The organism is Streptomyces fodineus, assembly GCF_001735805.1.
In the GTDB taxonomy this organism is placed as follows: domain Bacteria; phylum Actinomycetota; class Actinomycetes; order Streptomycetales; family Streptomycetaceae; genus Streptomyces; species Streptomyces fodineus.
The window spans coordinates 5,603,544-5,625,984 of record NZ_CP017248.1 but is presented as its reverse complement, the minus strand read 5'-3'; the positions used below and the strand labels follow the sequence as shown (position 1 = coordinate 5,625,984).

At 72.1% G+C, this 22,441-nt stretch carries 18 protein-coding genes; 6 read left to right on the top strand and 12 right to left on the bottom strand.

The genetic code is table 11. The features are described from left to right. Positions 1-2 precede the first annotated feature (2 nt). Positions 3-2,525, bottom strand: coding sequence for a tetratricopeptide repeat protein (locus BFF78_RS24095; RefSeq protein ID WP_079161451.1), 2,523 nt, complete (start codon positions 2,523-2,525; stop codon positions 3-5). Positions 2,526-2,609: 84 nt separating this feature from the next. Between BFF78_RS24095 and BFF78_RS24090 the strand changes: the two genes are divergently transcribed. Next, positions 2,610-3,116, top strand: a complete 507-nt coding sequence (locus tag BFF78_RS24090; RefSeq protein ID WP_069780297.1) for a DUF2165 domain-containing protein — start codon at positions 2,610-2,612, stop codon at positions 3,114-3,116. A gap of 34 nt (positions 3,117-3,150) precedes the next feature. On the opposite strand, the gene BFF78_RS24085 is transcribed toward BFF78_RS24090, so the two are convergent. From BFF78_RS24085 to BFF78_RS24075, 3 genes are read right to left on the bottom strand one after another with little or no spacing between them, the layout of a single operon-like run. After that, positions 3,151-3,714 (bottom strand): hypothetical protein, encoded by a 564-nt coding sequence (locus tag BFF78_RS24085; protein WP_069780296.1) that lies wholly within the window; start codon positions 3,712-3,714, stop codon positions 3,151-3,153. Between the two features lie 59 nt (positions 3,715-3,773). After that, entirely contained in the window at positions 3,774-6,359 is a 2,586-nt protein-coding gene (locus tag BFF78_RS24080) for a bifunctional FO biosynthesis protein CofGH (RefSeq protein WP_069780295.1), read from the bottom strand. Positions 6,360-6,408: 49 nt separating this feature from the next. Further along, positions 6,409-7,254, bottom strand: coding sequence for an LLM class F420-dependent oxidoreductase (locus BFF78_RS24075; RefSeq protein ID WP_069780294.1), 846 nt, complete (start codon positions 7,252-7,254; stop codon positions 6,409-6,411). 156 nt (positions 7,255-7,410) lie between these two features. Between BFF78_RS24075 and BFF78_RS24070 the strand changes: the two genes are divergently transcribed. Further along, positions 7,411-8,928, top strand: a complete 1,518-nt coding sequence (locus BFF78_RS24070; protein WP_069780293.1) for a CehA/McbA family metallohydrolase — start codon at positions 7,411-7,413, stop codon at positions 8,926-8,928. Here BFF78_RS24070 and BFF78_RS24065 read toward each other — a convergent pair. Further along, the gene (locus BFF78_RS24065; protein ID WP_069780292.1) at positions 8,921-9,433 is read right to left on the bottom strand and encodes a PadR family transcriptional regulator; all 513 of its coding nucleotides are present in this window, start codon (positions 9,431-9,433) and stop codon (positions 8,921-8,923) included. The two genes, BFF78_RS24070 and BFF78_RS24065, sit on opposite strands and share 8 nt — an antisense overlap. 102 nt (positions 9,434-9,535) lie before the next feature. Here BFF78_RS24065 and BFF78_RS24060 point away from each other — a divergent pair, with 102 nt between their 5' ends. Next, a complete protein-coding gene (locus tag BFF78_RS24060) occupies positions 9,536-10,096 on the top strand; it encodes a hypothetical protein (protein ID WP_069780291.1) in 561 nt (186 codons plus the stop codon). Between the two features lie 96 nt (positions 10,097-10,192). Here BFF78_RS24060 and BFF78_RS24055 read toward each other — a convergent pair whose 3' ends face one another. Next, the gene (locus tag BFF78_RS24055; protein ID WP_079161450.1) at positions 10,193-10,711 is read right to left on the bottom strand and encodes a protease inhibitor I42 family protein; all 519 of its coding nucleotides are present in this window, start codon (positions 10,709-10,711) and stop codon (positions 10,193-10,195) included. A gap of 327 nt (positions 10,712-11,038) precedes the next feature. Between BFF78_RS24055 and BFF78_RS24050 the strand changes: the two genes are divergently transcribed. Continuing rightward, a complete protein-coding gene (locus BFF78_RS24050) occupies positions 11,039-11,434 on the top strand; it encodes a nitroreductase/quinone reductase family protein (RefSeq protein ID WP_069780290.1) in 396 nt (131 codons plus the stop codon). Positions 11,435-11,483: 49 nt separating this feature from the next. Here the strand turns inward: BFF78_RS24050 and BFF78_RS24045 are convergent, their stop codons facing one another. From BFF78_RS24045 to BFF78_RS24020, 6 genes are all read right to left on the bottom strand, one after another. Continuing rightward, positions 11,484-12,932, bottom strand: a complete 1,449-nt coding sequence (locus BFF78_RS24045) for an aldehyde dehydrogenase family protein (protein ID WP_079161449.1) — start codon at positions 12,930-12,932, stop codon at positions 11,484-11,486. Beyond that, positions 12,929-14,659, bottom strand: coding sequence for an N-acyl-D-amino-acid deacylase family protein (locus BFF78_RS24040; RefSeq protein ID WP_069780289.1), 1,731 nt, complete (start codon positions 14,657-14,659; stop codon positions 12,929-12,931). Before BFF78_RS24040 ends, BFF78_RS24045 begins: the two co-directional genes overlap by 4 nt. Positions 14,660-14,672: 13 nt before the next feature. Beyond that, positions 14,673-15,791: an LLM class flavin-dependent oxidoreductase gene (locus tag BFF78_RS24035; protein WP_079161448.1), complete on the bottom strand. Its 1,119-nt coding sequence runs from the start codon at positions 15,789-15,791 to the stop codon at positions 14,673-14,675. A 98-nt stretch (positions 15,792-15,889) separates the two neighbouring features. Then, positions 15,890-16,660, bottom strand: coding sequence for an SDR family NAD(P)-dependent oxidoreductase (locus tag BFF78_RS24030; protein ID WP_069780288.1), 771 nt, complete (start codon positions 16,658-16,660; stop codon positions 15,890-15,892). A 10-nt stretch (positions 16,661-16,670) separates the two neighbouring features. Next, positions 16,671-17,588 carry an LLM class F420-dependent oxidoreductase gene (locus tag BFF78_RS24025; protein ID WP_079161847.1) on the bottom strand — a complete coding sequence of 306 codons (918 nt, stop codon included), beginning with the start codon at positions 17,586-17,588 and terminating at the stop codon, positions 16,671-16,673. Between the two features lie 5 nt (positions 17,589-17,593). Further along, positions 17,594-18,817 carry an amidohydrolase family protein gene (locus tag BFF78_RS24020; protein ID WP_069780287.1) on the bottom strand — a complete coding sequence of 408 codons (1,224 nt, stop codon included), beginning with the start codon at positions 18,815-18,817 and terminating at the stop codon, positions 17,594-17,596. Between the two features lie 210 nt (positions 18,818-19,027). Here BFF78_RS24020 and afsR point away from each other — a divergent pair, with 210 nt between their 5' ends. Together afsR and BFF78_RS46335 are read left to right on the top strand one after the other, a co-directional pair. Next, positions 19,028-22,015: an SARP-family global regulator AfsR gene (afsR, locus tag BFF78_RS24015; RefSeq protein WP_069783771.1), complete on the top strand. Its 2,988-nt coding sequence runs from the start codon at positions 19,028-19,030 to the stop codon at positions 22,013-22,015. Between the two features lie 207 nt (positions 22,016-22,222). Next, positions 22,223-22,393: a hypothetical protein gene (locus BFF78_RS46335; RefSeq protein WP_159033048.1), complete on the top strand. Its 171-nt coding sequence runs from the start codon at positions 22,223-22,225 to the stop codon at positions 22,391-22,393. Positions 22,394-22,441: the final 48 nt, after the last annotated feature.

Sequence of the window (22,441 nt, the reverse complement as noted above, 5' to 3'; positions counted from 1 at the left end):
CGTCAGTTGGCCGAGGACGGATGGTGGCGCGGTGGTGGGGGTGCCGGGGACGACAGGCGGGCGGCGTGGGTCTCGTCCGCCTCGGCCCGGGCGGTCGCGCCGAGTCTGCGGTGCACCTCTGCCCGGCGTTGCAGCGCCCATACGTAGACCGGATTGAGCAGCAGCGCGCGGTCGAGGTCGGCGAGGGCCTCCTGGAGGTGGCCGAGGTTGGCCCGGGAGGCGCCGCGGCTCGCGTAGGCCGAGGCGTAGTCGGGGTCGAGGGCGAGCGCCCGGTCGTAGTCGGTGAGGGCCTCCTCGTCGCGGCCGGCCTTGCGGAGCGCGTCGCCGCGTTCGCAGCGGCCCCAGGCCCAGTCCGGCTGGAGGGCGAGGGCCCGGTCCAGGTCGGCGAGCTGCCGGGTGCGGTCCCCGCGGGCGCGCCACAGACGGGCCCGGCGGGCGAGCGCCCACGCGTAGTCGGGGTCGAGCTCCAGGGCCCGGTTCAGATCGGCCTGCGCCTCGTCCAGCTCATCGCGGGCCAGGCGGGCGGCGCCCCGGGAGGCCCAGGCGAAGGACTGGCCCGGGTCGAGCGAGATCCCGTGGTCGAGATCGGCCAGCGCCTCGTCGTACCGGCCCAGCATCCGCAGGTGCTCGCCGCGCAGGAACACGTTGTACGGGTTGTCCGGCTCCAGCTCCAGCACCCGGCGCAGGTCCTCCAGGGCCGCGCCGTAGTCGCCGAGCGAGCTGCGTGCCAGGACCTTGCCCCGCAGGGCGCGCACCAGGCCGGGGTCGAGCGCGAGGGCCCGGTCGTACTCCGCCAGTGCCCCCTGCTGGTCGCCGGCGCGTGCCAGGGCGTCGCCGCGGACCGCGTGTGCCGTCGGCCGCCACGGTTCCTCGGCCCGCGCCCGGTCCAGCAGCAGGGCGGCCACCCCGGCGACCGCGTCCGCCGCGAACGCCTCCGCCAGCGCGCTCCCCCAGCTCTCCAGGCTCCGCGCGCCTGTGGCACCTGTGGCAGCTGTGGCGCCTGTGGCACCTGTGTCTTCGGTGGCCTCGACCAGCAGCCGCACCCAGCGCCACAGGACGTCGTCCCCGTGGTCGCAGGCCGTGACGACGTCCGCCAGCACGGCGGGCAGCGCGGTGCGGGGGTCCGCGCACAGCGAGTGGTAGGACTCCGCCAGGCGCAGCTCCCGCCAGTCCTCCTCCTTCCAGAACTCGCCCGGTTCCAGGGCCGCTTCGGTCTCCCTGAGCCACCGGGCGAAGGTCCGCGCGAGCCGCCGGTGCCGCTCGGCCCAGCCCCTGGGCGACTGGCGGCGCTGGAGCCGCAGCATCGGCGCCCGGACGAGGTCGTGGTACCGCATCCGGTCGCCGCGCTCGCTGACGAACGGCATGCCCCGCAGCCACGCGTACAGCCCGTCGAACTCCTCCGGCGGGCACTCGGCCACGGCCCGGAAGACATCCGCGTCCAGCGTCCGGGGCAGCGCGCAGGCCAGCGCGGTGGCCCGGCGCACGGGATCCTGCTCCCACTTCAGGAACCGCTCCACGGCCGTGCCGCTGGGGTCGCCCACGTCCCGCGGATCGGCGGGCCGGGTCTCGGCCAGGGTCGAGACGAGCACCGGCAGGCCCCCGGTCAGCCGCAGCACCTCGGCGACGACCGGCTCGTCGCGCACGCCCTTGTCCGCGAGGAGTCCGCGAGCCTCCGCCTCCGTGAACGGGCCGAGCGGCACGTCCGCCACGAAGTCCGCGAATCCGCCCCAGCGGGCCGGGGCGAGCGGGAGCTGGCCCGCGGTCACCAGGACGACGTTGGCCGGCAGGGTGCCGTACCGGTCCGTCGTCATGATCTCGTGCAGCCAGCCGTCCAGGAACCGGCCCGTGCGCTCGTAGGTGTCGAAGAGCAGGACGATCCACGCCGCGGCGGAGGCGGCGGCGGCGAGTTCGCCCAGCAGCGTCGGGGTCAGTTCCCGCTCCGGCGCCAGCACCAGGTTCACGTCCTCCTGGTTGCGGAACCGCGCACTGAGTCCCGCCCGCAACCGGTCGGCGCCCTGCGCGAGCCGGTCCGCGTCCAGCGCGCCCGCGAACGGTCCGACCCCCGGCACCATGCCGAGCCCGACCAGCCCGGCCCGCGCCACGGCCAGTGCACCCGTCGACGGACGCGGCGCCGCCTCCGGGTCGAGGGCGAGCGCCGCGGCCTCGGCCTCGTGCCGCCGCTCCCGGTAGGCGGCCAGCTGCCGTTCGAGTTCCTTGCACCGGTGGCCCTGCTGGGCGAGCTGGTGACCGATCGCCGCCATCGCCTCGGGCACGCTTCCCGCGCCCTCGTCGACATACGCCGTCAGCGCCCCGCGCTCCCGGGCGATCTGCTCCAACTCCCGGATCAGGAAGGTCTTTCCGACGCCCGCGTTGCCGTGGACGTGGAAGAGGAAGCGGTGGCGTTCGTCCTCGGGCGCGAGGTCCAAGTTGGCCCGGAACGCGGCCCGTTCGCCGCCTCGGCCGACGAATCCCGCTCGTCTGCGCCGCCCGATGAGTTCCTGCATCGACGGCCGTGCCTGCGCCATCCGTACGCCCCTCCCGCAGCCCGCGTTCTCATTCTGGCGCAATGCCCACGCGATAACCGGGCGTGGGCAGGGGAGAATTCAGCCATGACCACCACCCCCACACGTCACACCGGGCTCACGCTTGCCGCCGGTGTGCTCACCGGCATACTCGCCCTCTACATCGCCCTGGTCGCCTTCGGGAACATCACCGACTTCGGGACGAACCAGCAGTTCGTACGGCATGTGCTGGCGATGGACACGACCTTCAAGGACGACGACCTGATGTGGCGGGCCATCACCAGCACCGCGCTCCAGGACACCGCCTACGTCCTGATCATCGTGTGGGAGACCGTGGCCGCCCTCGTCCTCGGCTGGGGCACTTACCTCTGGGCGCGGCGCAACAGCGACCTCGCCCGGCGCATATCCACCTACGGCCTGCTGATGCTGTTGCTGCTCTTCGGCGCCGGGTTCATCGCGATCGGCGGTGAGTGGTTCTCGATGTGGCAGTCCAAGGCGTGGAACGGGCTTCAGGCCGCCACCCGGGTGTTCCTGATCAGCGGGGTCGCCCTGATCGTCAACCAACTGCCCTCGCGGGAGACGGACGCCGGGTGACGACCGTCACCTGACGGCTGTCACCTGACGGCTGTCACTTGACGACCGTCACCTTCGTGTCCGTGTCTCCGAAGGCCCACAGCGCGGCTCCGTCCTCCTTGTGGAGGCGGACCGCGCCCAGCTTCTGACCGTTCGCGGGCGGTGGCGAGGACCCGTCGAGGGCGTTGGAGAAGGCTATGTTCACGCCCTCGGCCTGGGTGAAGTACATGACGTGCTCGACCTCGACACCGTCCGAGCCCTTGAGGGACTGCCTGCGCGCGATGATCGAGTAACTGCCGGGCTGCGGGCCCACCGTGCCCGGCCACACCGTGAACGTGCGGCTCGCCTTGCCCGTCGCGTCGACCAGCCACACCCGCTTCTCGCCGAGCGAGTACACGATCCGGCGCCCCGCGCCCGACGCGTCCGGCAGCGCGGGCGCCGCCGGGGAGTGCGGCGCCGTGGAGCCGTGGGCGCTCGCCGACGCCGACGGGCTCGGCCGGGTCACGGAGGCCGTGGGATGCGGCCCGTGGTCCGCCTGTACGGCGAGGGCGACGACGGCCGCGGTCGCTCCCGCCGTCAGGCCGGTGACCCAGGCCCAGGAGGGCAGTCGGGCAGCCACGGGTACGCATCTCCTCCGCTACGGGGCCCCGCCTCGGGTCGGGGGTCGGATCATCGTACTCAGTCCAGGACCGGCAACAGTTCCGGCAGGTGGCCGTCGGAGGCCGCCGCCACCCGCTGCCGCTCCCGCGACACCTCGCCGTAGAGCGTGGTGCGCGGCTTCGCCGGGCGGCCGGCCGCCTCGGCCACCGCCACCAGGTCACGGATCGACTTGTACGAGCCGTACGACGAGCCCGCCATCCGGGAGATCGTCTCCTCCATCAGCGTGCCGCCCAGGTCGTTCGCGCCGGAGCGGAGCATCTCCGCCGCGCCCTCCGTGCCCAGTTTCACCCAGCTTGTCTGGATGTTCGGGATCCAGGGATGCAGCAGCAGACGGGCCATCGCCGTCACCGCCCTGTTGTCCCTCGCCGACGGGCCGGGCCGGGCGATGCCCGCCAGATACACCGGCGCGTTGGTGTGGATGAACGGCAGCGTCACGAACTCCGTGAAACCGCCCGTCTCCCGCTGGATCCGGGCCAGCGTGCGCAGATGGCCCAGCCAGTGGCGGGGCTGGTCGACATGGCCGTACATCATCGTCGAGGACGAGCGGATGCCCAGCTCGTGGGCCGTCGTGATCACCTCGATCCAGGTGGCCGCCGGCAGCTTGCCCTTGGTCAGCACCCAGCGGACCTCGTCGTCCAGGATCTCCGCCGCCGTGCCCGGGACGGAGTCCAGACCGGCCTCCTTGGCCGCCGTCAGCCACTCGCGGATGGACATCCCGGTGCGCGTCGCGCCGTTGACGACCTCCATCGGGGAGAAGGCGTGGACGTGCATGCCGGGGACCCGCTCCTTCACCGCCTTCGCGATGTCGAAGTACGCCGTCCCGGGCAGGTCCGGGTGGATGCCGCCCTGCATGCACACCTCGACCGCGCCCACCTCCCAGGCCTGCTGGGCGCGGTCCGCCACCTGCTCCAGCGAGAGCGTGTACGCGTCGGCGTCCGTACGGCGCTGGGCGAAGGCGCAGAAGCGGCAGCCGGTGTAGCAGACATTGGTGAAGTTGATGTTGCGGGTGACGATGTACGTCACGTCGTCGCCGACCGCCGACCTGCGTACGCCGTCCGCGATGCGCGTGAGGGCGTCCAGCGCCGGGCCGTCCGCGTGCAGCAGGGCCAGCGCCTCGGCGTCGGTGAGCTTCGTCGGGTCGTCCGCCGCCGTCCGCAGGGCCTGGCGGACGTCGGTGTCGATGCGCTCCGGGGCCATGCCGGGTACGGCCGCCTCGCGCAGCGCCTCCCAGTCGCCGTACACCTCGTCGAAGTCCTCGCGCCGGTCGCCCGTACGGCCCTCGGTGTCGATGGTGCGGTGCAGGTCCGTGCGGCCGGTGGCCGTGAACGCCTCCTCCGGCTCCTGCCAGGGGCGGCCCTCGACCGGGGCGTCCGGGAGGGCCAGGCCCGTCTCGGGGTCGGCCAGCGCGCTCACGTGCGGACGCAGCCGCGGATCCAGCCAGGGCTCGCCGCGGCGCACGAACTCCGGGTAGACGCAGAGGCGTTCGCGCAGCTCGAAGCCTGCCGCCCGGGAGCGTGCGGTGAGTTCCTCGATCTGCGGCCAGGGGCGTTCGGGGTTGACGTGGTCGATGGTCAGGGGTGACACCCCGCCCCAGTCGTCGATGCCGGCGCCGATCAGGCGCTCGTACTCGGCCTCGACCAGGTTCGGCGGGGCCTGGAGGCAGGCGGACGGGCCCATGAGGTGCCGGGCGACGGCGACCGTGGCGACCAGGTCGTCCAGTTCGGCGTCCGGCATGCCGCGCATCGCCGTGTCCGGCTTGGCGCGGAAGTTCTGGATGATCAGTTCCTGGATGCCGTGGTGGGCGCGGGAGACCTTGCGAAGGGCGAAGAGGGACTCGGCCCGCTCCTCGTACGTCTCGCCGATGCCGATCAGCAGACCGGAGGTGAAGGGCACGGAGGAGCGGCCGGCGTCCTCCAACACCCGCAGCCGTACGGCGGGTTCCTTGTCCGGGGAGCCGTGGTGGGGGCCGCCGGGCTCCGACCACAGGCGGGTGGCGGTGGTCTCCAGCATCATGCCCATGGAGGGCGCGACCGGCTTGAGCCGCTGGAAGTCCGTCCAGGTCAGCACGCCGGGGTTGAGGTGGGGCAGCAGGCCCGTCTCCTCCAGGATGCGGATGGAGATGGCACGGACGTAGGCGATGGTGTCGTCGTACCCGTGCGCGTCGAGCCACTCGCGCGCCTCGGGCCAGCGGTCCTCCGGCTTGTCGCCGAGGGTGATCAGGGCTTCCTTGCAGCCGAGGGCGGCGCCCTTGCGGGCGATGTCCAGCACCTCGTCCGGGGACATGAACATCCCCTGGCCGGCCCGGCGCAGCTTGCCGGGGACCGTGACGAAGGTGCAGTAGTGGCACTTGTCCCGGCACAGCCGGGTCAGGGGGATGAAGACGCTCTTCGAGTACGTGATGACGCCGGGGCGGCCCGCCTGTTCGAGACCCGCGTCGCGCACCCGGGCGGCGGACGCGGCGAGGTCGGTCAGGTCCTGGCCGCGGGCCTGGAGCAGCACCGCCGCCTCGGCGACGTCGAGGGCGACGCCGTCACGGGCGCGTTTGAGAGCGCGACGCATGGAGTTCTCGGTCGGGCCGGTTCCAGAAGTCGCGGAAGTCGTCATCCCTTGAGCATACGTTCGGGGTGATTACGGAAGATGGCTCCCGCTCGGCCTACAGGTGACTCCCGTACTCGTCCAGCACCCCCAGCACTTCTCCCTCCCCCGCCGGCGGCAACTGCAGGACGACCTCCTCGATGCCCAGGTCCGCGTAGTGGGCCAGCTTGCCGGGCGTGGGCAGGACCGCGTACGGGACGATCTGGAGCGCGGCCGGGTCGCGGCCCGCCTCCACCCAGGCCGAGCGCAGCACCGGCAGGGACTCGGTGAGGCCCCGGCCGCCGATCGGCAGCCAGCCGTCGGCGTACTCGGCGATGTGCGCGAACAGCCGCGGCCCGGCGGTGCCGCCGACGAGCGTGCGCGGTCCGACGACCCGGCCGCGCGGCTTCTGCGCCGGCTTGGGGTGGGCGTGGCTGGCGCGTACGCTCCCGAACTCACCGTCGTAGGCCGTCGGTTCCCCGGACCACAGCGCCTGCATGAGCCGCACCCGGTCCCGGACCAGTTCCCGGCGGGTGCGCCACGCCACGCCGTGGTCGGCGGCCTCCTCCACGTTCCAGCCGTAGCCGAGGCCGAGCGTGAAACGGCCGCCGGAGAGGTGGTCCAGGGTGGCGATCTGCTTGGCCAGGGCGATGGGGTCGTGCTGGGCGGGGAGGGTGATGCCGGTGCCGAGGCCGAGGCGTTCGGTGACGGCCGCCGCCTGGCCGAGGGCCACGAAGGGGTCGAGGGTACGGCCGTACTCGCGGGGCAGGTCGCCGCCGGCGGGGTACGGCGTCGCCCGTTCCACGGGGATGTGGGTGTGTTCGGGGAGGTAGAGGCCGGCGTAGCCGCGTTCTTCGAGTTCGCGGGCGAGTCGCACCGGCGTGATGGTCTCATCGGTGAGGAAGATGGTGACGGCGATACGCATGACCCATCTGTACCCGGCCGGAGTTCCGGTGCCCATACCGACCGGTCGGCACTGCCCTGTACCGACGGCACGTGATGTCGCGAACATGACGTACCGTCGGACGCCAATCCCCTTTTCTTCCACGGGAGTTCACGCCCGGATGGCACAGTGCCCACCATGGGTGAAGACGCGCAGGATCAGGCACCGGGCATCGGCAGACGCGCGCTGTTCGTGACGGGCGCCGCCGCTGCCCTTACGTTGGGAGGCGTGAGCTTCGCAGCGGCGGACGGTCAGCAGCAGGAGACCCGGACGGTGGGCGGCACCCTGCCGCCCGGCTCCCCCGACTTCGTGTACGTACCGGTCGAAGTCCCCGCCGGCGTACGGGAGATCAAGGTCTCCTACACCTACGACAGGCCCTCGGTGCCGGCCGGCACGCAGGGCAACGCACTCGACATCGGCCTCTTCGACGAGCACGGCACCGAGCTGGGCGGCCGGGGCTTCCGCGGCTGGTCGGGCGGCGCCCGCACGGAGTTCTTCGTCCGCGCCGACGACGCGACGCCGGGCTACGTCCCCGGCCCGGTACGGCAGGGCACCTGGTACGTCGCGCTGGGCCCCTACACGGTGGCGCCGCAGGGCCTGACGTACGAGCTGACGATCACGCTGACCTACGGGGAGGCGGGCGAGACCCCGAGGCCGGTGTATCCGCCCTCCCGGGCGAAGGGGCGGGGCCGGGCCTGGTACCGGGGCGACTGCCACCTGCACTCCTGGTACTCCGACGGCCGCCGGACCCCGGCCGAGATCGCGGCCCTCGCGCGGGCGGCGGGCCTGGACTTCATCAACTCCTCGGACCACAACACCCATTCCGCCCACCCCCACTGGGCCGACCAGGCGGGCGACGACCTGCTGATCATGCTCGGCGAGGAGGTCACCACGCGGAACGGCCACGTGGTGGCGCTCGGCACCGATCCCGGCACGTTCGTGGACTGGCGCTACCGGGCCCGGGACAACCGCTGGGCCCGCTTCGCACGGGACATCCGCCACGCCGGCGGCCTGGTCGTGCCCGCCCACCCGCACGCCACCTGCGTCGGCTGCGGCTGGAAGTTCGGTTTCGGCGAGGCGGACGCCGTGGAGGTGTGGAACGGGCCGTACACCCCGGACGACGAGGTGACGCTGGCCGACTGGGACAACCGGCTCGTCGCCTCCGTGCGCCAGAGGCGGGCCTGGCTCCCGGCGATGGGCAACAGCGACGCCCACCGCGACCCGGACACGGTCGGCTCGCCCCAGACGGTCGTCCTCGCCGACGACCTGACCCGGGAGGCGATCCAGGAGGGCATCCGCGCGGGACGCAGTTACGTGGCCGAGTCGAAGAACGTGACCCTCGCCTTCACGGTGACCGGCGGGCGCGGGCAGCAGGCGGGCATCGGCGAGCGGCTGGAGGTGGACGCCGACACCCCCGTGACCGTCCGGCTGGAGGTCTCGGGCGCCCCGCGCTGCTCGGTGCGGTTCGTCACCGACCAGGGCGTGCTGTTCACCAGCGATCCGCTGCCGGTGGCGGGCACCGGCACGGTCGAGTGGCGCACGACCTCCGCCTACGCGGCCTACGTACGCGCCGAGTTGCGGCACGAGACGGCGGCCGGGCCGGTGCCGGGGGCGCTGGCCGCCTTCACCAACCCGATCTTCCTCGGGGTCAGCTGAGCTGCCCGGCCGCCCACTCGGCCCACTCCCGCCGCATCGCGTTGAAGCGCAGGCCGTACTCCAGCGCGATGCGGCCGTAGACGGAGAGGTTGCCCTCGTCCCAGTCGATGGAGTCGGCGAGCCGGCGCAGCTGCTCGTATCCCGACTGGGACATCTCCATCAGGTCGGTCAGATAGGCGCGCGCCTGCTCGGGAGTGAGCACGCCGAGGAAGAAGACGCGCAGCAGGACGTCGCTGCGGTTGACGGGCTGGGGTGCGACCTCGGTCAGCCAGTGGCGCAGCTCCGCCATGCCCTCGTCGGTGATCTCGTACTCCTTGCGGCCGCGCGGGCCCTCGGCGGCCACCGCGATCAGCCCGGAGCCGGCCAGCTTGGTCAGCTCGGTGTAGATCTGGCTCTGGGTCGCCGGCCAGACGTTGGCCAGTGAGGTCTCGAACGTCTTCAGCAGGTCGTAGCCACTGGCGCGGCGGTCCGAGAGCAGACCGAGCAGTGCGTGTTTGAGGCTCATACCCTCACCCTACCTTCCAATGTTGACATGTCGAATACCAACCTTCTACTTTTGACATGTCGAAACAGGAACCCAAAGACTCCGACGGACCGGGGGAATCCCATGTCGTACCTGCGCACGTTCTTGCCGTGGATCGTCTTCGCCGTCATCCCCTCGGGTGACTGGCAGTGGGGCGCCCTGGCCGCCCTGGTGGTGGCCGTGGGGATCATCGGGCAGCAGAGGCGGGCCGGGGCCGGCTTCGACGCCCTCGTGATCGAGGCCGGCTCGGCGGTCTTCTTCGCCGTGCTCGCGGCCATCGCCTTCGCCGACCCGCACTCGGGCGTGCACGACTACTCCGCCGCCCTCTCCTCCGGCACCCTCGCCGTCATCGCCGGCCTCTCGCTGGCCGCCGGCCGGCCCTTCACTCTGGGCATCGCCAAGCGCACCACCCCGCGCGAGTACTGGGAACTGAAGCCCTTCGTCCGGGTCAACGTCGTCATCACCGCCGTGTGGACCGCCGCCTTCGTGGTGACCGCCGTCGTCCTCGCCGTGCTGGCCCACTCCGGCAACGCCCACTCGACGCCCGCGACCGTCGTCCAGATCGCCGGCTTCGTCGTCCCGATGGTCTTCACCGTCCGCTACGTCGCCCACGTCCAGGCGAAGGCCGCACAGGTGGCCCGGTGACCCCGAAGCACCTCTTGGGCAACTACAGCTCGTCGTCGGTGCGGTCCGGGGATGCGGTACGGGGTTCATGTTCCGGTGGCGGTGGTGTGGGCCGGCTCAGCGGACGGTGACGGTGTACGTGACGCGCTTCGGCGCGGACTGCCGGTACGGTGCGGTCGGCGCCGGGGCCGGGGTGCCGCCGCCGTCCTCGTCGCAGGTGGTGGCGAACGTGCAGTGGGTCAGTACGATCCGGGTGCTGCCCTTGCCGGTGGCCTCGAAGGTGAAGGTGAGGCTGCTGCCGCCGCCGTCCAGATGCCTGTCGCCGGAGTCCGAGGTGCCATGCTGCCCGCGCTCGCGGACCACGTGGGCGTCGGGCCTGGGATCGGACAGGTACCAGTGCTCACGGGTGGAGGCGTTCTCGTGGACGGTGAGCGTGAAGCGCTCCCCGGCCTTCGCGGTGATGCGGGGTTCGTCGGTGGGGTGCGCGACGGGGGCGGGCTCGCCCGACCCGCAGCCGGCGACGAGCGTGAGCAGCGCGACCGCCGCGACGGCGCCGCCCGCCGCCCTGCCCCGATGCCGAAGGCCCCGCCTGCTTCGCCGTCGGGAGGTACACGCTGTACGCGTCGTCGAGTCCACTGTCCGCTGCCTTGCTCATGTGTCCGTTGACGAAGTCGTTCTCGCCGACCCAGGTCGTCGAGCGACAGGGGTTGTAGATCTGCAGCTTGTCGCCCTGCTGGGCGATGACGGTCATCGCGTGGGCGCCGTCCTTGCCCTTGACGTCGACCGGGACCGTGCAGCCGTCCGAAGACGCGCCCATCAGGCTCCCCCGTTGAAAAGATCACGACCGCGGGGGACGCTAGCACGCGACAGCCGGCGCACAGTCCGGAGGTCACACGCCCCGCACCGAGCCGACACACCGTCCCCGCCGCGACGCCGTGCCGGCAGACCAGGAGAGCGACCGCCATGTCAGCCCCCGCAGACCGCAAGCACCGTGTGGTGACGGCCTTCCAACGGCACATCGCCAACCCGCTCAACCGGCGGCTGCCGTTCCAGACCCTCCTGGAGACGACGGGCCGCAGTTCCGGCCTGCCCCGGCAGACGCCGGTGGGCGGCCGCAAGGCCGGCGACTCCTTCTGGCTGGTCTCCGAGTTCGGCTACAAGTCCCAGTACGTCCGCAACATCCAGGCCGACCCGAGGGTCCGCGTCCGCCTAGCCGGCCGCTGGCACCACGGCACCGCCCATCTCCTTCCCGACGACGACCCGCTGGCCCGCCTGCGCGCACTGCCCCGCTTCAACAGCGCGGCGGTACGGGCGTTCGGCACCGACCTGCTCACGGTGCGGGTGGACCTGGAGGACTGAGCGGGGAAGGCGCGGGCGTGAAGCCGGCCTCCGGCCGGGCGGCGCCCCCTCACCCCGGCCACACGATCGCCTGCACCTCGCTGTACGCGTGCAGCGCGTACGACCCCACGTCCCGGCCCACCCCGCTCTTCTTGAACCCCCCGAACGGCGCCTCCATGTTGCGCCCCACCGTATTGATGCCGACTCCCCCGGCGCGCAGCTGCCGGGCCACCCGGAAGGCTCTGGCCACGTCTGCGGACCAGACGTAGTCGATCAGCCCGTACTCGGAGTCGTTGGCGAGGGTCACGCCCTCGTCCTCCTCGTCGAAGGGGATCACCGCGACCACCGGCCCGAAGATCTCCTCCCGGGCCACCCGCATGTCGTTGGTGCAGTCGGCGAGGAGGGTGGGGCAGACGTAGAAACCCCGCTCCAGGGGCGGCCGTTCGCCGCCGGCGACCACTGACGCGCCCTCCTTCCGGCCCAGTTCGGTGTACGACTCGACCCGCGCCCGGTGCTCGCCCGAGATCACCGGCCCGACGACCGTGTCCGCCTCCCGCGGATCCCCGACCTTCAACCGCCCGGCATACCCGGCCAGTTGCTCCACCAGCCGCTCGTACACCCCGCGCTGGACCAGCACCCGTGTCGGTGCCGTGCAGATCTGTCCGCTGTAGAAGGAGAAGGTCGTACCGATACCGGCGACGGCGGAGCCCACGTCCGCGTCGTCGAACACGAGCGCCGCGCCCTTCCCGCCCAGCTCCATCAGCTGGCGTTTCATGTCCCGCCCGCACACCTCGGCGATCCGCAGGCCGACGGCCGTGGACCCGGTGAAGCTGACCATGTCGACGTCGGGGGACGCGACGGCGGCCTCACCGACGTCCGTGGCACGCCCGGAGACGACGTTCACCACCCCCGGTGGCGCCCCCGCCGCTTCCAGCGCCTCGGCCATCCGGTAGACGGACAGCGGATCCTGCGGCGCGGGCTTCACCACCACCGTGTTGCCCATGGCCAGGGCGGGCGCGACCTTGCCGGCCGGGTTGGCCCACGGGTTGTTGTAGGAGGTGATGCAGGTGACGACCCCGACGGGCTGCCGTACCGCCAAGGCGCCCATCACCGCGGCCCTCCCCATCGGCCCGGCCTCGTTGATCTGCGGCGGGATCGCCCACTCGGCGGGCTCCACGTGCGCGTACCGCCGAAACCGGGCGGTGGCCACGCCCACCTGCATGGCCCGAGCGGTCCCGGTGGTCGCGCCGGTCTCCGCGCGGGCCAGCTCGGTGTAGGGGTCCATACGGCTCCGGATGATGTCCGCGGCCCGGCCCAGCACCGCCGCCCGCTCCTCGGGCGAGGTCCGCGACCACGTCCCGAACGCCTCCCGGGCCGCCGCGCAGGCCGCCCCCACCTGCTCCGGCGAGGCCTCCGGCGCCCAGCCGACGGTCTCCTCGGTGGCCGGGTCGGTCACCGGGTAGTGCCCGCCGTCCGGCTCCACCCACTGCCCGCCGATGAACAGCCGCTCCCCCTTCACCGCGTACTCACCGTCCGCGTGTCCCGCCCGGACCGCAGCACCTTCCCCGGGACGGCCCCGCTCACCACGTCGTCCCGGATCGCCTCGACCCCGTTGACCCACACGGCCCGCACCCCGATCGCCGCGGAGTCCAGGCGCGGACTGTCACCCGGCAGGTCGTGCACCAGCCGGGCCCGGCCGGCGTCGATCCGCGAAGGGTCGAACAGGACGAGGTCCGCGTGCCAGCCCTCCCGCACCCGCCCCCGCTCGCGCAGCCCGAACAGCCGTGCCGGATCGTCCGTCAGCATCTGCACCGCCCGCTCCAGGCCGACCAGCTTCCGGCCGCGCAGACAGTCCCCGAGGAACCGGGTGGTGTACGGCGCCCCGCACATCCGGTCCAGATGGGCGCCCGCGTCGGAGCCGCCGAGCAGGACGTCCTCGTGCTGCCAGGTCTCGGCGCGCAGCGCCCAGGAGGCGGGGTCGTTGTCGCTCGGCATCGGCCACAGCACCGTACGGAGATCGTCATGCGCGCAGATCTCCACCAGGCAGGCGAAGGGGTCCAGACCCCGCTCCTCGGCGATGTCCCGTACGACCCGGCCGGTCAGGCCCTGGTTGGCCGCGCTGTAGGTGTCCCCGATGACGTACCGCCCGAAGTTCGCCAGCCGCCGGAAGACGCCCGCCTCCTTCGACCGGGCCCGCCGCAGCAGCTCCGCCCGGACGGCCGGATCTTTCAGCCGCGCGATCCGCTCCGGCACGGGCAGCCCGAGGACCGGCCCCCAGCCCGGGATCAGGTTGAGGGCGCAGAACGTCCCCAGGGACATGTTCATCGGGGTGAGGATCGGCATGGTGAGCGCCACCACCCGTCCCCCGGCCTTCCGGGCCCGCTCGCTCGCGCTGAGCTGCCTGGGCACCCGCTCCGGCACGGCCGCGTCGACGGTGAGCACGTTCCAGTTCAGCGGCCGTCCGGCCACCGCGCTCATCTCGACGAGCAGGTCGATCTCGTCGTCGCTGAACTGGTCCAGGCACCCGGCGACGATCGCCTCGATCTGCGTCCCCTCGTGCTCCCCGACGGCACGCGAGAGCGCCAGCAGCTCCGCGGGCCGGGCATGCCGGGACGCGACGGGCTGCCCGTCCCCGTCCGAGTGCGTGCTGGACTGGGTCGTGGACAGCCCCCAGGCCCCGGCGTCCATGGCCTCGTGCACCAGCCGCAGCATCGCGGCGAGTTGGTCCTCGCCGGGCTGTCCGCCGACCGCCTCCGGCCCCATCACATGACGCCGCACCGCGCAGTGCCCGACCATGAAACCGGCGTTGACGGCGATACGGCCGTCGAGGGCGTCCAGGTACTCCCCGAAGGAATGCCAGCTCCAGGGCGCCCCCTCCTCCAGCGCCACCAAGGACATCCCCTCCACCTTGGACATCATGCGGCGCGTGTAGTCGGCGTCCTGGGGGCGGGCGGGGTTGAGGGGCGCGAGGGTGAAGCCGCAGTTCCCGGCGGCGACGGTGGTCACCCCGTGGTTGAGGGAGGGGGTGGCGTACGGATCCCAGAAGAGCTGGGCGTCGTAGTGGGTGTGGGGGTCGACGAAGCCGGGGGTGAGGACGAGACCGTGCGCGTCCTCGCAGGTCCGGGCCTCCTCGGTGATCCTTCCGACGGCGGCGATACGGCCGCCGCGGATACCGACGTCCGCGACGAAGGCCGGCGCACCGGTGCCGTCCACGACGGTGGCGCCCTTGATCAGATGGTCCAGCATGCCGGGAACCCCCTCAGACGGCCTGACGGAACCGCGAAGTCCGGTGCACCGGATCGGTATCGATCTTGGGAATGACGTGCTCCCCGATCAGCCGGATCGTCCGCAGCGTCTCCTCCTTCGGCACCCCCACCGGCAACCCGAAGCTCAGCTGGTCCGCGCCGGCCTGCTCCCACCGCTTGCACTGCCGCAGCACCTCGTCCGGATCGCCGCAGATCAGCAGCTCCTCCTCGATGAGCAGCTCCACGAACTCCGGTGTGTACTCGGGCAGCGTCTCCGGCCATTCGGGGAACCCCTCGGGCCGGGGGAAGGTGTCGTGGTAGCGGAAGACGAGCGAGGGCAGATAGTGCAGCCCGCCGTTCACCGCGGTCTCGATGGCCTCGGCATGTGTCGGCGCGCAGATCGCCGTCGTCGTCACCATCACGTTGTCGTTGACGAAGTCCCCGACCGGGTCCGCGTTCACGACCGCCGTCTTGTACTGCTCCAGCACCCACTCCATGTCGGAGACCTTCTGGATGCTGAAGCCGAGCACGCCGAGCCCCTTCTTCGCGGCCATGGCGTACGACGGCGGCGACCCGGCCGCGTACCACATCGCCGGGTGCGACTTCCCGTACGGCTTCGGCAGGACCTTGCGCGGCGGCAGCTGCCAGTGCTTGCCCTGGAAGCCGGCGTACTCGTCCTGGAGCCACATCTTCGGGAACTCCGCGATGGTCTCCTCCCAGATCTCCTTCGTGTGGTTCATGTCGGTGATGCCGGGCAGGAAGCCGAGGATCTCGTGGCTGCCGGCGCCCCGCCCGCTGCCGAACTCGAAGCGCCCCTCGCTGAGGTGGTCCAGCATGGCGACCTTCTCGGCGACCTTCACGGGGTGGTTGACCTGGGCCAGGGGGTTGAAGATCCCGGAGCCGAGGTGGATGCGCTCGGTCGCGTGGGCGAGATACCCGAGGAAGACGTCGTTGGCGGACAGGTGCGAGTACTCCTCCAGGAAGTGGTGCTCGGAGGCCCACGCGTACTTGAAGCCGGACTGGTCCGCCTGGATGACGTACTCGGTCTCCTCCATCAGCGCCTTGTGCTCGGCGAGCGGGTCGGTCTCGGCGCGCTTGCCCACGTATCCCTGTACAAAGAGCCCGAATTCCACGGCGGTTCACCTTCCCCAGTTATCTGACACTTCGTCAGATCGAACCTGTTGGCCGACTGTCGCACCGAGCACGAGGACCGTCAATAGCTGACGATGAGTCAGATGACCGAGACTCCCGCGAGCCATCCGCCGTCGATCACGAACGGCTGCCCGGTGATGTACGACGAGTCCCGCGAGGTCAGGAACAGCGCCAGCCGGGCCACCTCCTCCGGCTGCCCGACCCGCCCGAGCGGCACGAGCTTGCGGTACAGCTCGTCCAGGGCCCGGCTCATCTCCTCCGGGTCGGCGTCCGGGTCGAGCCGTGCCGGGTTGGACATCGCGGTGTCGATGGCCCCCGGGCAGATCGCGTTGACCCGGATGCCCCGGTCCGCCAGCTCCAGCGCGGCCACCCGGGTCAGGCCCAGCACGGCGTGCTTGGTGGCGGCGTAGGTCCCCACGGCCGCCATGCCGGTCAGGGCGGTGTAGGAGGCGGTGTTCACGATCGTGCCCCCGTCGGCCAGCTCCGGGGCCACCGTCTTCATGCCCAGGAAGCAGCCGACCTGGTTGACCTGCACGACCTGCATGAACTCGGCCAGCGGGGTGTCCACCAGGGCGTTGAAGCGCAGGATCCCCGCGTTGTTCACCAGCCCGTCGATGTGCCCGTACGCCTCCTTGGCCGCCGTGACGGCCTCCCGCCAGCCCTCCTCTGTACCGACGTCGAGATGGACGTACAACGCGCCTATCTCCTTGGCCAGGGCCTCCCCCTGCTCGTCCAGCACATCGGCGACGACCACCCGCGCGCCCTCCGCCCGGAAGAGCCGAGCCTCCTGCTCACCCTGTCCGCGTGCCGCCCCGGTGATGACGACGACCCGCCCGTCCAGCTTGCCCATGACACCCTCCTCAGTTCAGCCGGGGTGCGACCTCCGCCCCGAACAGCCCGATCTGCTCGATGAGTTCGGCCAGGTCCCGGCTGCGGAACCGCACCTGGATCTGGTGCACGCCCATCACCCGGTAGGCCCGCAGCGACTCGGCGATCTCCTCCGGCGTCCCGGTGAGCGTCCGCCGCCCGACGTCCCAGCCGGCCCGCCCGACATACAGCGGCTCGGCGATCGCGCCGACGGTGAACGGCCCCTCGATGCCCGCCTCTTCCCGCAGCCGCCGCAGCCGGGCGATCTGCGCGGGCAGCCGCTCTCGCGGGTCCCCCTGCGGCAGCCAGCCGTCGCCCTTGAGCGCGGCCCGGCGTACGGCGGCGGGGGACGAGCCGCCGACCCACAGCGGGACGTCCCTCTGCGCGGGCCGCGGGCGCTGCCCCAGCCCGCCGAAGTCGTAGAGCTTGCCGTGGTGTTCGGGGAACTCCTCCGGACCGAGGGCGGCTCGCAGCGCGTCGATCGTCTCGTCCAGCACGGCCCCCCGCCGCTCGAAGTCGGCCCCGAGCGCCTCGAACTCCTCCCGTACGTGCCCGGCCCCGACCCCGAGGATCAGCCGCCCGCCGGAGAGGTGGTCGAGGGTGGCGTACTGCTTGGCGGTGCTCAGCGGGTGCCGGAGGCCGACGACGGCCACATGGCTGAGCAGGCGCACCCGCTCGGTCACGGCGGAGAGGTGGGCGAGGGTGGCGACCGGGTCGTACCAGACCGTGCTCATCGCCGGGGCGAGCCGGCGCGGGATGGCCACGTGGTCGCAGGCGGCGAGGTAGCCGAACCCGGCACGGTCCACGGCCCGCGCGAGCGCCACCAGGTCCCCGGGCCCGGCCGCGGCCTCCCAGCCCTCCGCGAACAGGGCACTCTGGGCCTGGACCGGGAGCTGGATGCCGTACGCCAGGGCACTCACCGCCAGAGCCCCTCGGGGGTGAGCCCCAGCAGCTCGATGGCGTTGCCGCGCACGATCCGCTCGACCACGTCCGGCGGCAGATGCCCCATCTGCGCCTCGCCGACCTCGCGGGACTTCGGCCAGGTGGAGTCGGAGTGCGGGTAGTCCGTCTCGTACAGGACGTTCCCGGCGCCGATGGAGCCGAGGTTGCGCAGCCCGAAGGCATCGTCGAAGAAGCAGCCGTAGACGTGCTCGGCGAAGGTCTCGGACGGCGGCCGGGTGACCTTGCCGGCGACGCCGCCCCAGCCCCGGTTCTCCTCCCACACGACGTCGGCGCGTTCGAGGATGTAGGGGATCCACCCGATCTGCCCCTCCGCGTACATCACCTTGAGGTGCGGAAAACGTTCGAACTTGCCGCTCATCAGCCAGTCGACCATCGAGAAGCAGCAGTTGGCGAAGGTGATGGTGGAGCCGACGGCGGGCGGGGCGTCGGCGGAGGTGGAGGGCATACGGCTGCTGGAGCCGATGTGCATGGCGACGACCGTGCCGGTCTCGTCGCAGGCCGCGAGGAACGGGTCCCAGTCGTCGCCGTGGACGGACGGCAGGCCGAGGTGCGGGGGTATCTCGGAGAAGGCGACGGCCCGTACTCCTCTTCGAGCGTTGCGCCGTACCTCCTGGGCGGCCAGTTCGGCGTCCCACAGGGGTATGAGGGTGAGCGGTATCAGCCGGCCGCGTGCCTTCGGCCCGCACCACTCCTCCACCATCCAGTCGTTGTAGGCGCGCACGCACAGCAGGGCGAGTTCCTTGTCGGCGGCCTCGGTGAAGGTCTGCCCGCAAAAGCGCGGGAAGGTCGGGAAGCAGACGGCGGACTGCACATGGTTGACGTCCATGTCGGCGAGCCGGGCGGGCACGTCGTACGACCCGGGTCGCATCTGCTCGTACGTGATCACCTCCAGCTTGACCTCGTCCCGGGCGCACCCGACGGCGGTGTCGAGCCGGGTGAGGGGCCGGCGCAGGTTCTCGTACACCCACCAGTCGCCCAGGGGGCCGTCCGTGCTGCCCGGTTCGCCCATGACGGGCCTGAAACGCCCGCCCAGGAAGGTCATCTCCTTCATCGGGGCGCGCACGATCCGGGGCCCGACGTCCAGGTACTTCCTCGGCAGCCGGTCCTGCCAGACGGTGGCGGGCTCCACGGTGTGGTCGTCGACGGAGATGATCAGCGGGAACTCTGTGGTCTCCATGACCCTTCACGGTAGCGCCGATCTGACGGACCGTCAGCTCTTTTGCCCGGCCGACTGCGTGCGAAGAGGTGTGAGGGATTTACGGCGCGAGGTGTGAGGGCTTTGTGGACTGAAATACGCCCACCTGTGATCGGCGTCTCCCGTGGCTGACGGAACCGCCCTGAACAAGGCAAACTGACGGGGTTGTTCGATGCCGAGGGGGACGAACGCATGGACGGTGGGCCGCGAGTGCCTGAGCAGCGGCGTCCCGGTTCCGTGACCGTCACGGAGCCGGGGACGCTGCGGTTCGGCGTGCTCGGTCCGGTGCGGGCCTGGCGCGGCGAGGAGCAGCTCAGCACGGGCTCCCCCCAGCAGCGCGCCCTGCTGGCCGCCCTGCTGCTGCGCGAGGGCCGTACGGCGACGGCGGCGGAACTGATCGACGCCCTGTGGGGCCCCGAGCCGCCGTCCCAGGCCCTGGCGGCGGTCCGTACGTACGCCTCGCGGTTGCGCAAGATCCTCGACCCCGGGGTCCTGGTCAGCGAGTCCGGCGGCTACGCGGTGCGTTCGCCGGGCGAGGGCGCCCTGGACCTCGCGGTCGCGCAGGACCTCGCGGCCCAGGCGGACAAGGCACGGGCCGCCGGCGACCTGTGCCAGGCCCGCGCGCTCCTCAACCGGGCCCTGACCCTGTGGGACGGCGAGGTCCTGGCCGGTGTCCCCGGCCCGTACGCCGAGACCCAGCGCGTCCGCCTGGAGGAATGGCGCCTGGGCCTGCTGGAGTCCCGCCTGGACATGGACCTGGAGCAGGGCTGCCACGCGGAGGCGGTGTCCGAACTGACGGCGCTGACCGCGGCGCACCCCCTGCGGGAGCGCCTGCGCGAGCTGCTGATGCTCGCCCTGTACCGCAGCGGCCGCCAGGCGGAGGCCCTGGCCGTCTACGCCGACACCCGCCGCCTGCTGGCGGAGGAGCTGGGGGTCGATCCGCGGCCGGGGCTTCGTGACCTCCAGCAGCGGATCCTGCAGGCGGACCCGGCGCTGGCGGAGCCGTCGTCCCCGGCCGCCGAACCGGCGGTGGTCCCCGTCCGCCCGGCACAGCTCCCGGCGTCGGTCCCGGACTTCACAGGCCGCGCCGCCTTCGTGGACGAGCTGAGCGAGGTCCTCTCCTCCGCGTCGGCGGCGCCGGGGTCACCGGACCCGGCGGGCGGCCGGGTGATGGCGGTGTCGGCGCTGGCGGGCATCGGCGGCGTGGGCAAGACGACCCTGGCGGTCCACGTCGCCCACCGGGCACGGGCGGCCTTCCCCGACGGCCAGCTGTACGTCGACCTTCAGGGCGCGGGCCCCAGACCGGCGGAACCGGAGACGGTCCTGGGCTCGTTCCTCCGCGCCCTCGGCACATCGGACTCGGCGATCCCCGACTCCCTGGACGAACGGGCGGCCCTGTACCGCTCGGTCCTGGACGGCCGCCGGGTCCTGGTCCTGCTGGACAACGCCAAGGACGCGGCCCAGATACGGCCGCTGCTGCCGGGCACGGGCGGCTGCGCGGCACTGGTGACGTCCCGCGTCCGCATGGTCGACCTGGCCGGGGCCCATCTGGTCGACCTGGACGTGATGTCCCCCGACGAGGCGCTGGCCCTCTTCACGCGCATCGTGGGCGAGGAGCGGGTGGCGGCGGAGCGCGAGCCGGCTCTGGACGTCGTGGCGGCCTGCGGCTTCCTGCCCCTGGCGATCCGCATCGCCGCGTCCCGCCTGGCGGCCCGCCGCACCTGGACGGTCTCGGTCCTGGCGGCGAAGCTCGCGGACGAACGCCGCCGCCTGGACGAACTCCAGGCCGGCGACCTGGCGGTCAAGGCCACCTTCGAGCTGGGCTACGGCCAGCTGGAGCCGCCCCAGGCCCGAGCCTTCCGCCTGCTGGGCCTGGCCGACGGCCCCGACATCTCGCTCGCGGCCGCGGCGGCGGTCCTGGATCTGCCTGTGGAGGACACCGAGGACCTCCTGGAGTCCCTGGTGGACACGTCGTTGCTGGAGTCGGCGGCGCCGGGCCGCTACCGCTTCCACGACCTGGTCCGGCTCTACGCGCGTGCCTGCGCGGAGAGGGACGAACAGCCACCGAGCGAGCGCGAGGCCGCGATGTCGCGGTTGCTGGACTTCTATCTGGCCACGGCGGGCCGGGTGTATGCCATCGAACGGCCGGGGGACCGGCTGGTGGATCACCTGGAGCCGACCGAGTATCCGGGCCTGCGCTTCGAGGACCGGCACCGGGCTCAGGACTGGCTGTACGCGGAGGCGATCTGCCTGCTGGCCTGCGTGCGGCAGTCGACGGCCCCGCAGCACTTGAGGCGCGCCGTCGACCTGCTGTGGGCCGCCATCGACCTGACCGAGTCGGGCGCCAACTCCCGCGAGTACGTTGACACGGGCGCTTCCCTGCGCGCCGCAGCACACGCGGCGGGCGACCAGCGTGCCGAGGCCCGCGCTCTCGTCACCGTCGCCAACGGCCATCACCTGACGGGTCGCTTCGAGCTGGCGGACGAAGAAGCCACCGAGGCACTGCGCCTGGCCGACTCCGCGGGAGACCCCCTGCCCGAGTGCTGGGCATCCAACATGCTCGGCATCATCGCGCTCTACCAGGGTCATTTCGAGGACGGCGAGAAGCATCTGACGCGCGCCATCGACAGCTTCCGCTCCTGCGGAGACCGCCCCGGAGAGGCCAGCGCCCTCTGCAACCTTTCCCGGATCCGGCTGGCGATGGGACAGACCACGAGCGCCGTGTCCCTGGCTCAGCAGGGAACCGACATGTACGACGCCATGGGGCACGCGCTGAAGGGCGCCAACGGACGCTATGCGCTGGGCCTCGCGCTCACCCAGTGCGGCAGGTACGAGCACGCCGCCGAGCGCCTCGAGGAGGCCCTCTCGGTGTTCCGGGACAGCCGGATGCGTCTGTGGGAGGGGATGACCCTGTTCCGTCTCGCGGAACTCGACCTGGCGGCCGGCCGTCCGGCCCAGGCCGCGACCAACGCCGAGACGGCGCTGGCCCTTCTGCGTGGGGTCGGCGGTGAATGGCGGCGCGGCAACGTACTCACCGTGCTGGGCCGCGCCCTGAGCGGCATCGGGCAGTCGGGCCGCGCACAGGTCTGCTGGCAGGAAGCCCTGCAGATCTTCGATGCGCTGAAGGTCCCGGAAGCCGAGGAGGTACGGGCGCTTCTGGCGCCCCGTGCCGTCGTGTGATGCAGCGCATGTATGCGTTCATCGTTCGTTTATCGCGCCACGGCACTGTCGTTGGTGTCGATCCGTCGCGTCGGGGGGGCAGGCGGGCGACCGACGGCCGCACCGTAAGGTGTAGCGGCCCGGAGGCACTCGTCCGGCGGCCCTCGGGGGAGCTGCCGGACGGGGAGCTTCCAGCGCACCGCAACGTACTTTCAGGGGAGCAGAGTCATGAGCAACGAAACCACGCCCGCGGCAGCGGCGAACACCGAGGCGTCCGAGGTGACCACGCTGAACAGCCACGCCACCATCGAGCCGGCGAAGATCACCACGCTGGCCGGCGGCGAGGCCGGCGCCGAAGTGACGCCGGACAACTCTCACGCCACCGACGAGAAGGCCTGACGGCCTCTTCCACCACGGGGGACCGGCCGCGACGGCGCCGAGGGGGAG

Bases quoted from the DNA above. Each gene is read 5' to 3' on its own strand.
- BFF78_RS24095 (WP_079161451.1), bottom strand. From the start codon at position 2,525: ATGGCGCAGGCACGGCCGTCGATGCAGGAACTCATCGGGCGGCGCAGA.
- BFF78_RS24090 (WP_069780297.1), top strand. From the start codon at position 2,610: ATGACCACCACCCCCACACGTCACACCGGGCTCACGCTTGCCGCCGGT.
- BFF78_RS24080 (WP_069780295.1), bottom strand. From the start codon at position 6,359: ATGACGACTTCCGCGACTTCTGGAACCGGCCCGACCGAGAACTCCATG.
- BFF78_RS24075 (WP_069780294.1), bottom strand. From the start codon at position 7,254: ATGCGTATCGCCGTCACCATCTTCCTCACCGATGAGACCATCACGCCG.
- BFF78_RS24070 (WP_069780293.1), top strand. From the start codon at position 7,411: ATGGGTGAAGACGCGCAGGATCAGGCACCGGGCATCGGCAGACGCGCG.
- BFF78_RS24065 (WP_069780292.1), bottom strand. From the start codon at position 9,433: ATGAGCCTCAAACACGCACTGCTCGGTCTGCTCTCGGACCGCCGCGCC.
- BFF78_RS24060 (WP_069780291.1), top strand. From the start codon at position 9,536: ATGTCGTACCTGCGCACGTTCTTGCCGTGGATCGTCTTCGCCGTCATC.
- BFF78_RS24050 (WP_069780290.1), top strand. From the start codon at position 11,039: ATGTCAGCCCCCGCAGACCGCAAGCACCGTGTGGTGACGGCCTTCCAA.
- BFF78_RS24040 (WP_069780289.1), bottom strand. From the start codon at position 14,659: ATGCTGGACCATCTGATCAAGGGCGCCACCGTCGTGGACGGCACCGGT.
- BFF78_RS24030 (WP_069780288.1), bottom strand. From the start codon at position 16,660: ATGGGCAAGCTGGACGGGCGGGTCGTCGTCATCACCGGGGCGGCACGC.
- BFF78_RS24020 (WP_069780287.1), bottom strand. From the start codon at position 18,817: ATGGAGACCACAGAGTTCCCGCTGATCATCTCCGTCGACGACCACACC.
- afsR (WP_069783771.1), top strand. From the start codon at position 19,028: ATGGACGGTGGGCCGCGAGTGCCTGAGCAGCGGCGTCCCGGTTCCGTG.
- BFF78_RS46335 (WP_159033048.1), top strand. From the start codon at position 22,223: ATGAGCAACGAAACCACGCCCGCGGCAGCGGCGAACACCGAGGCGTCC.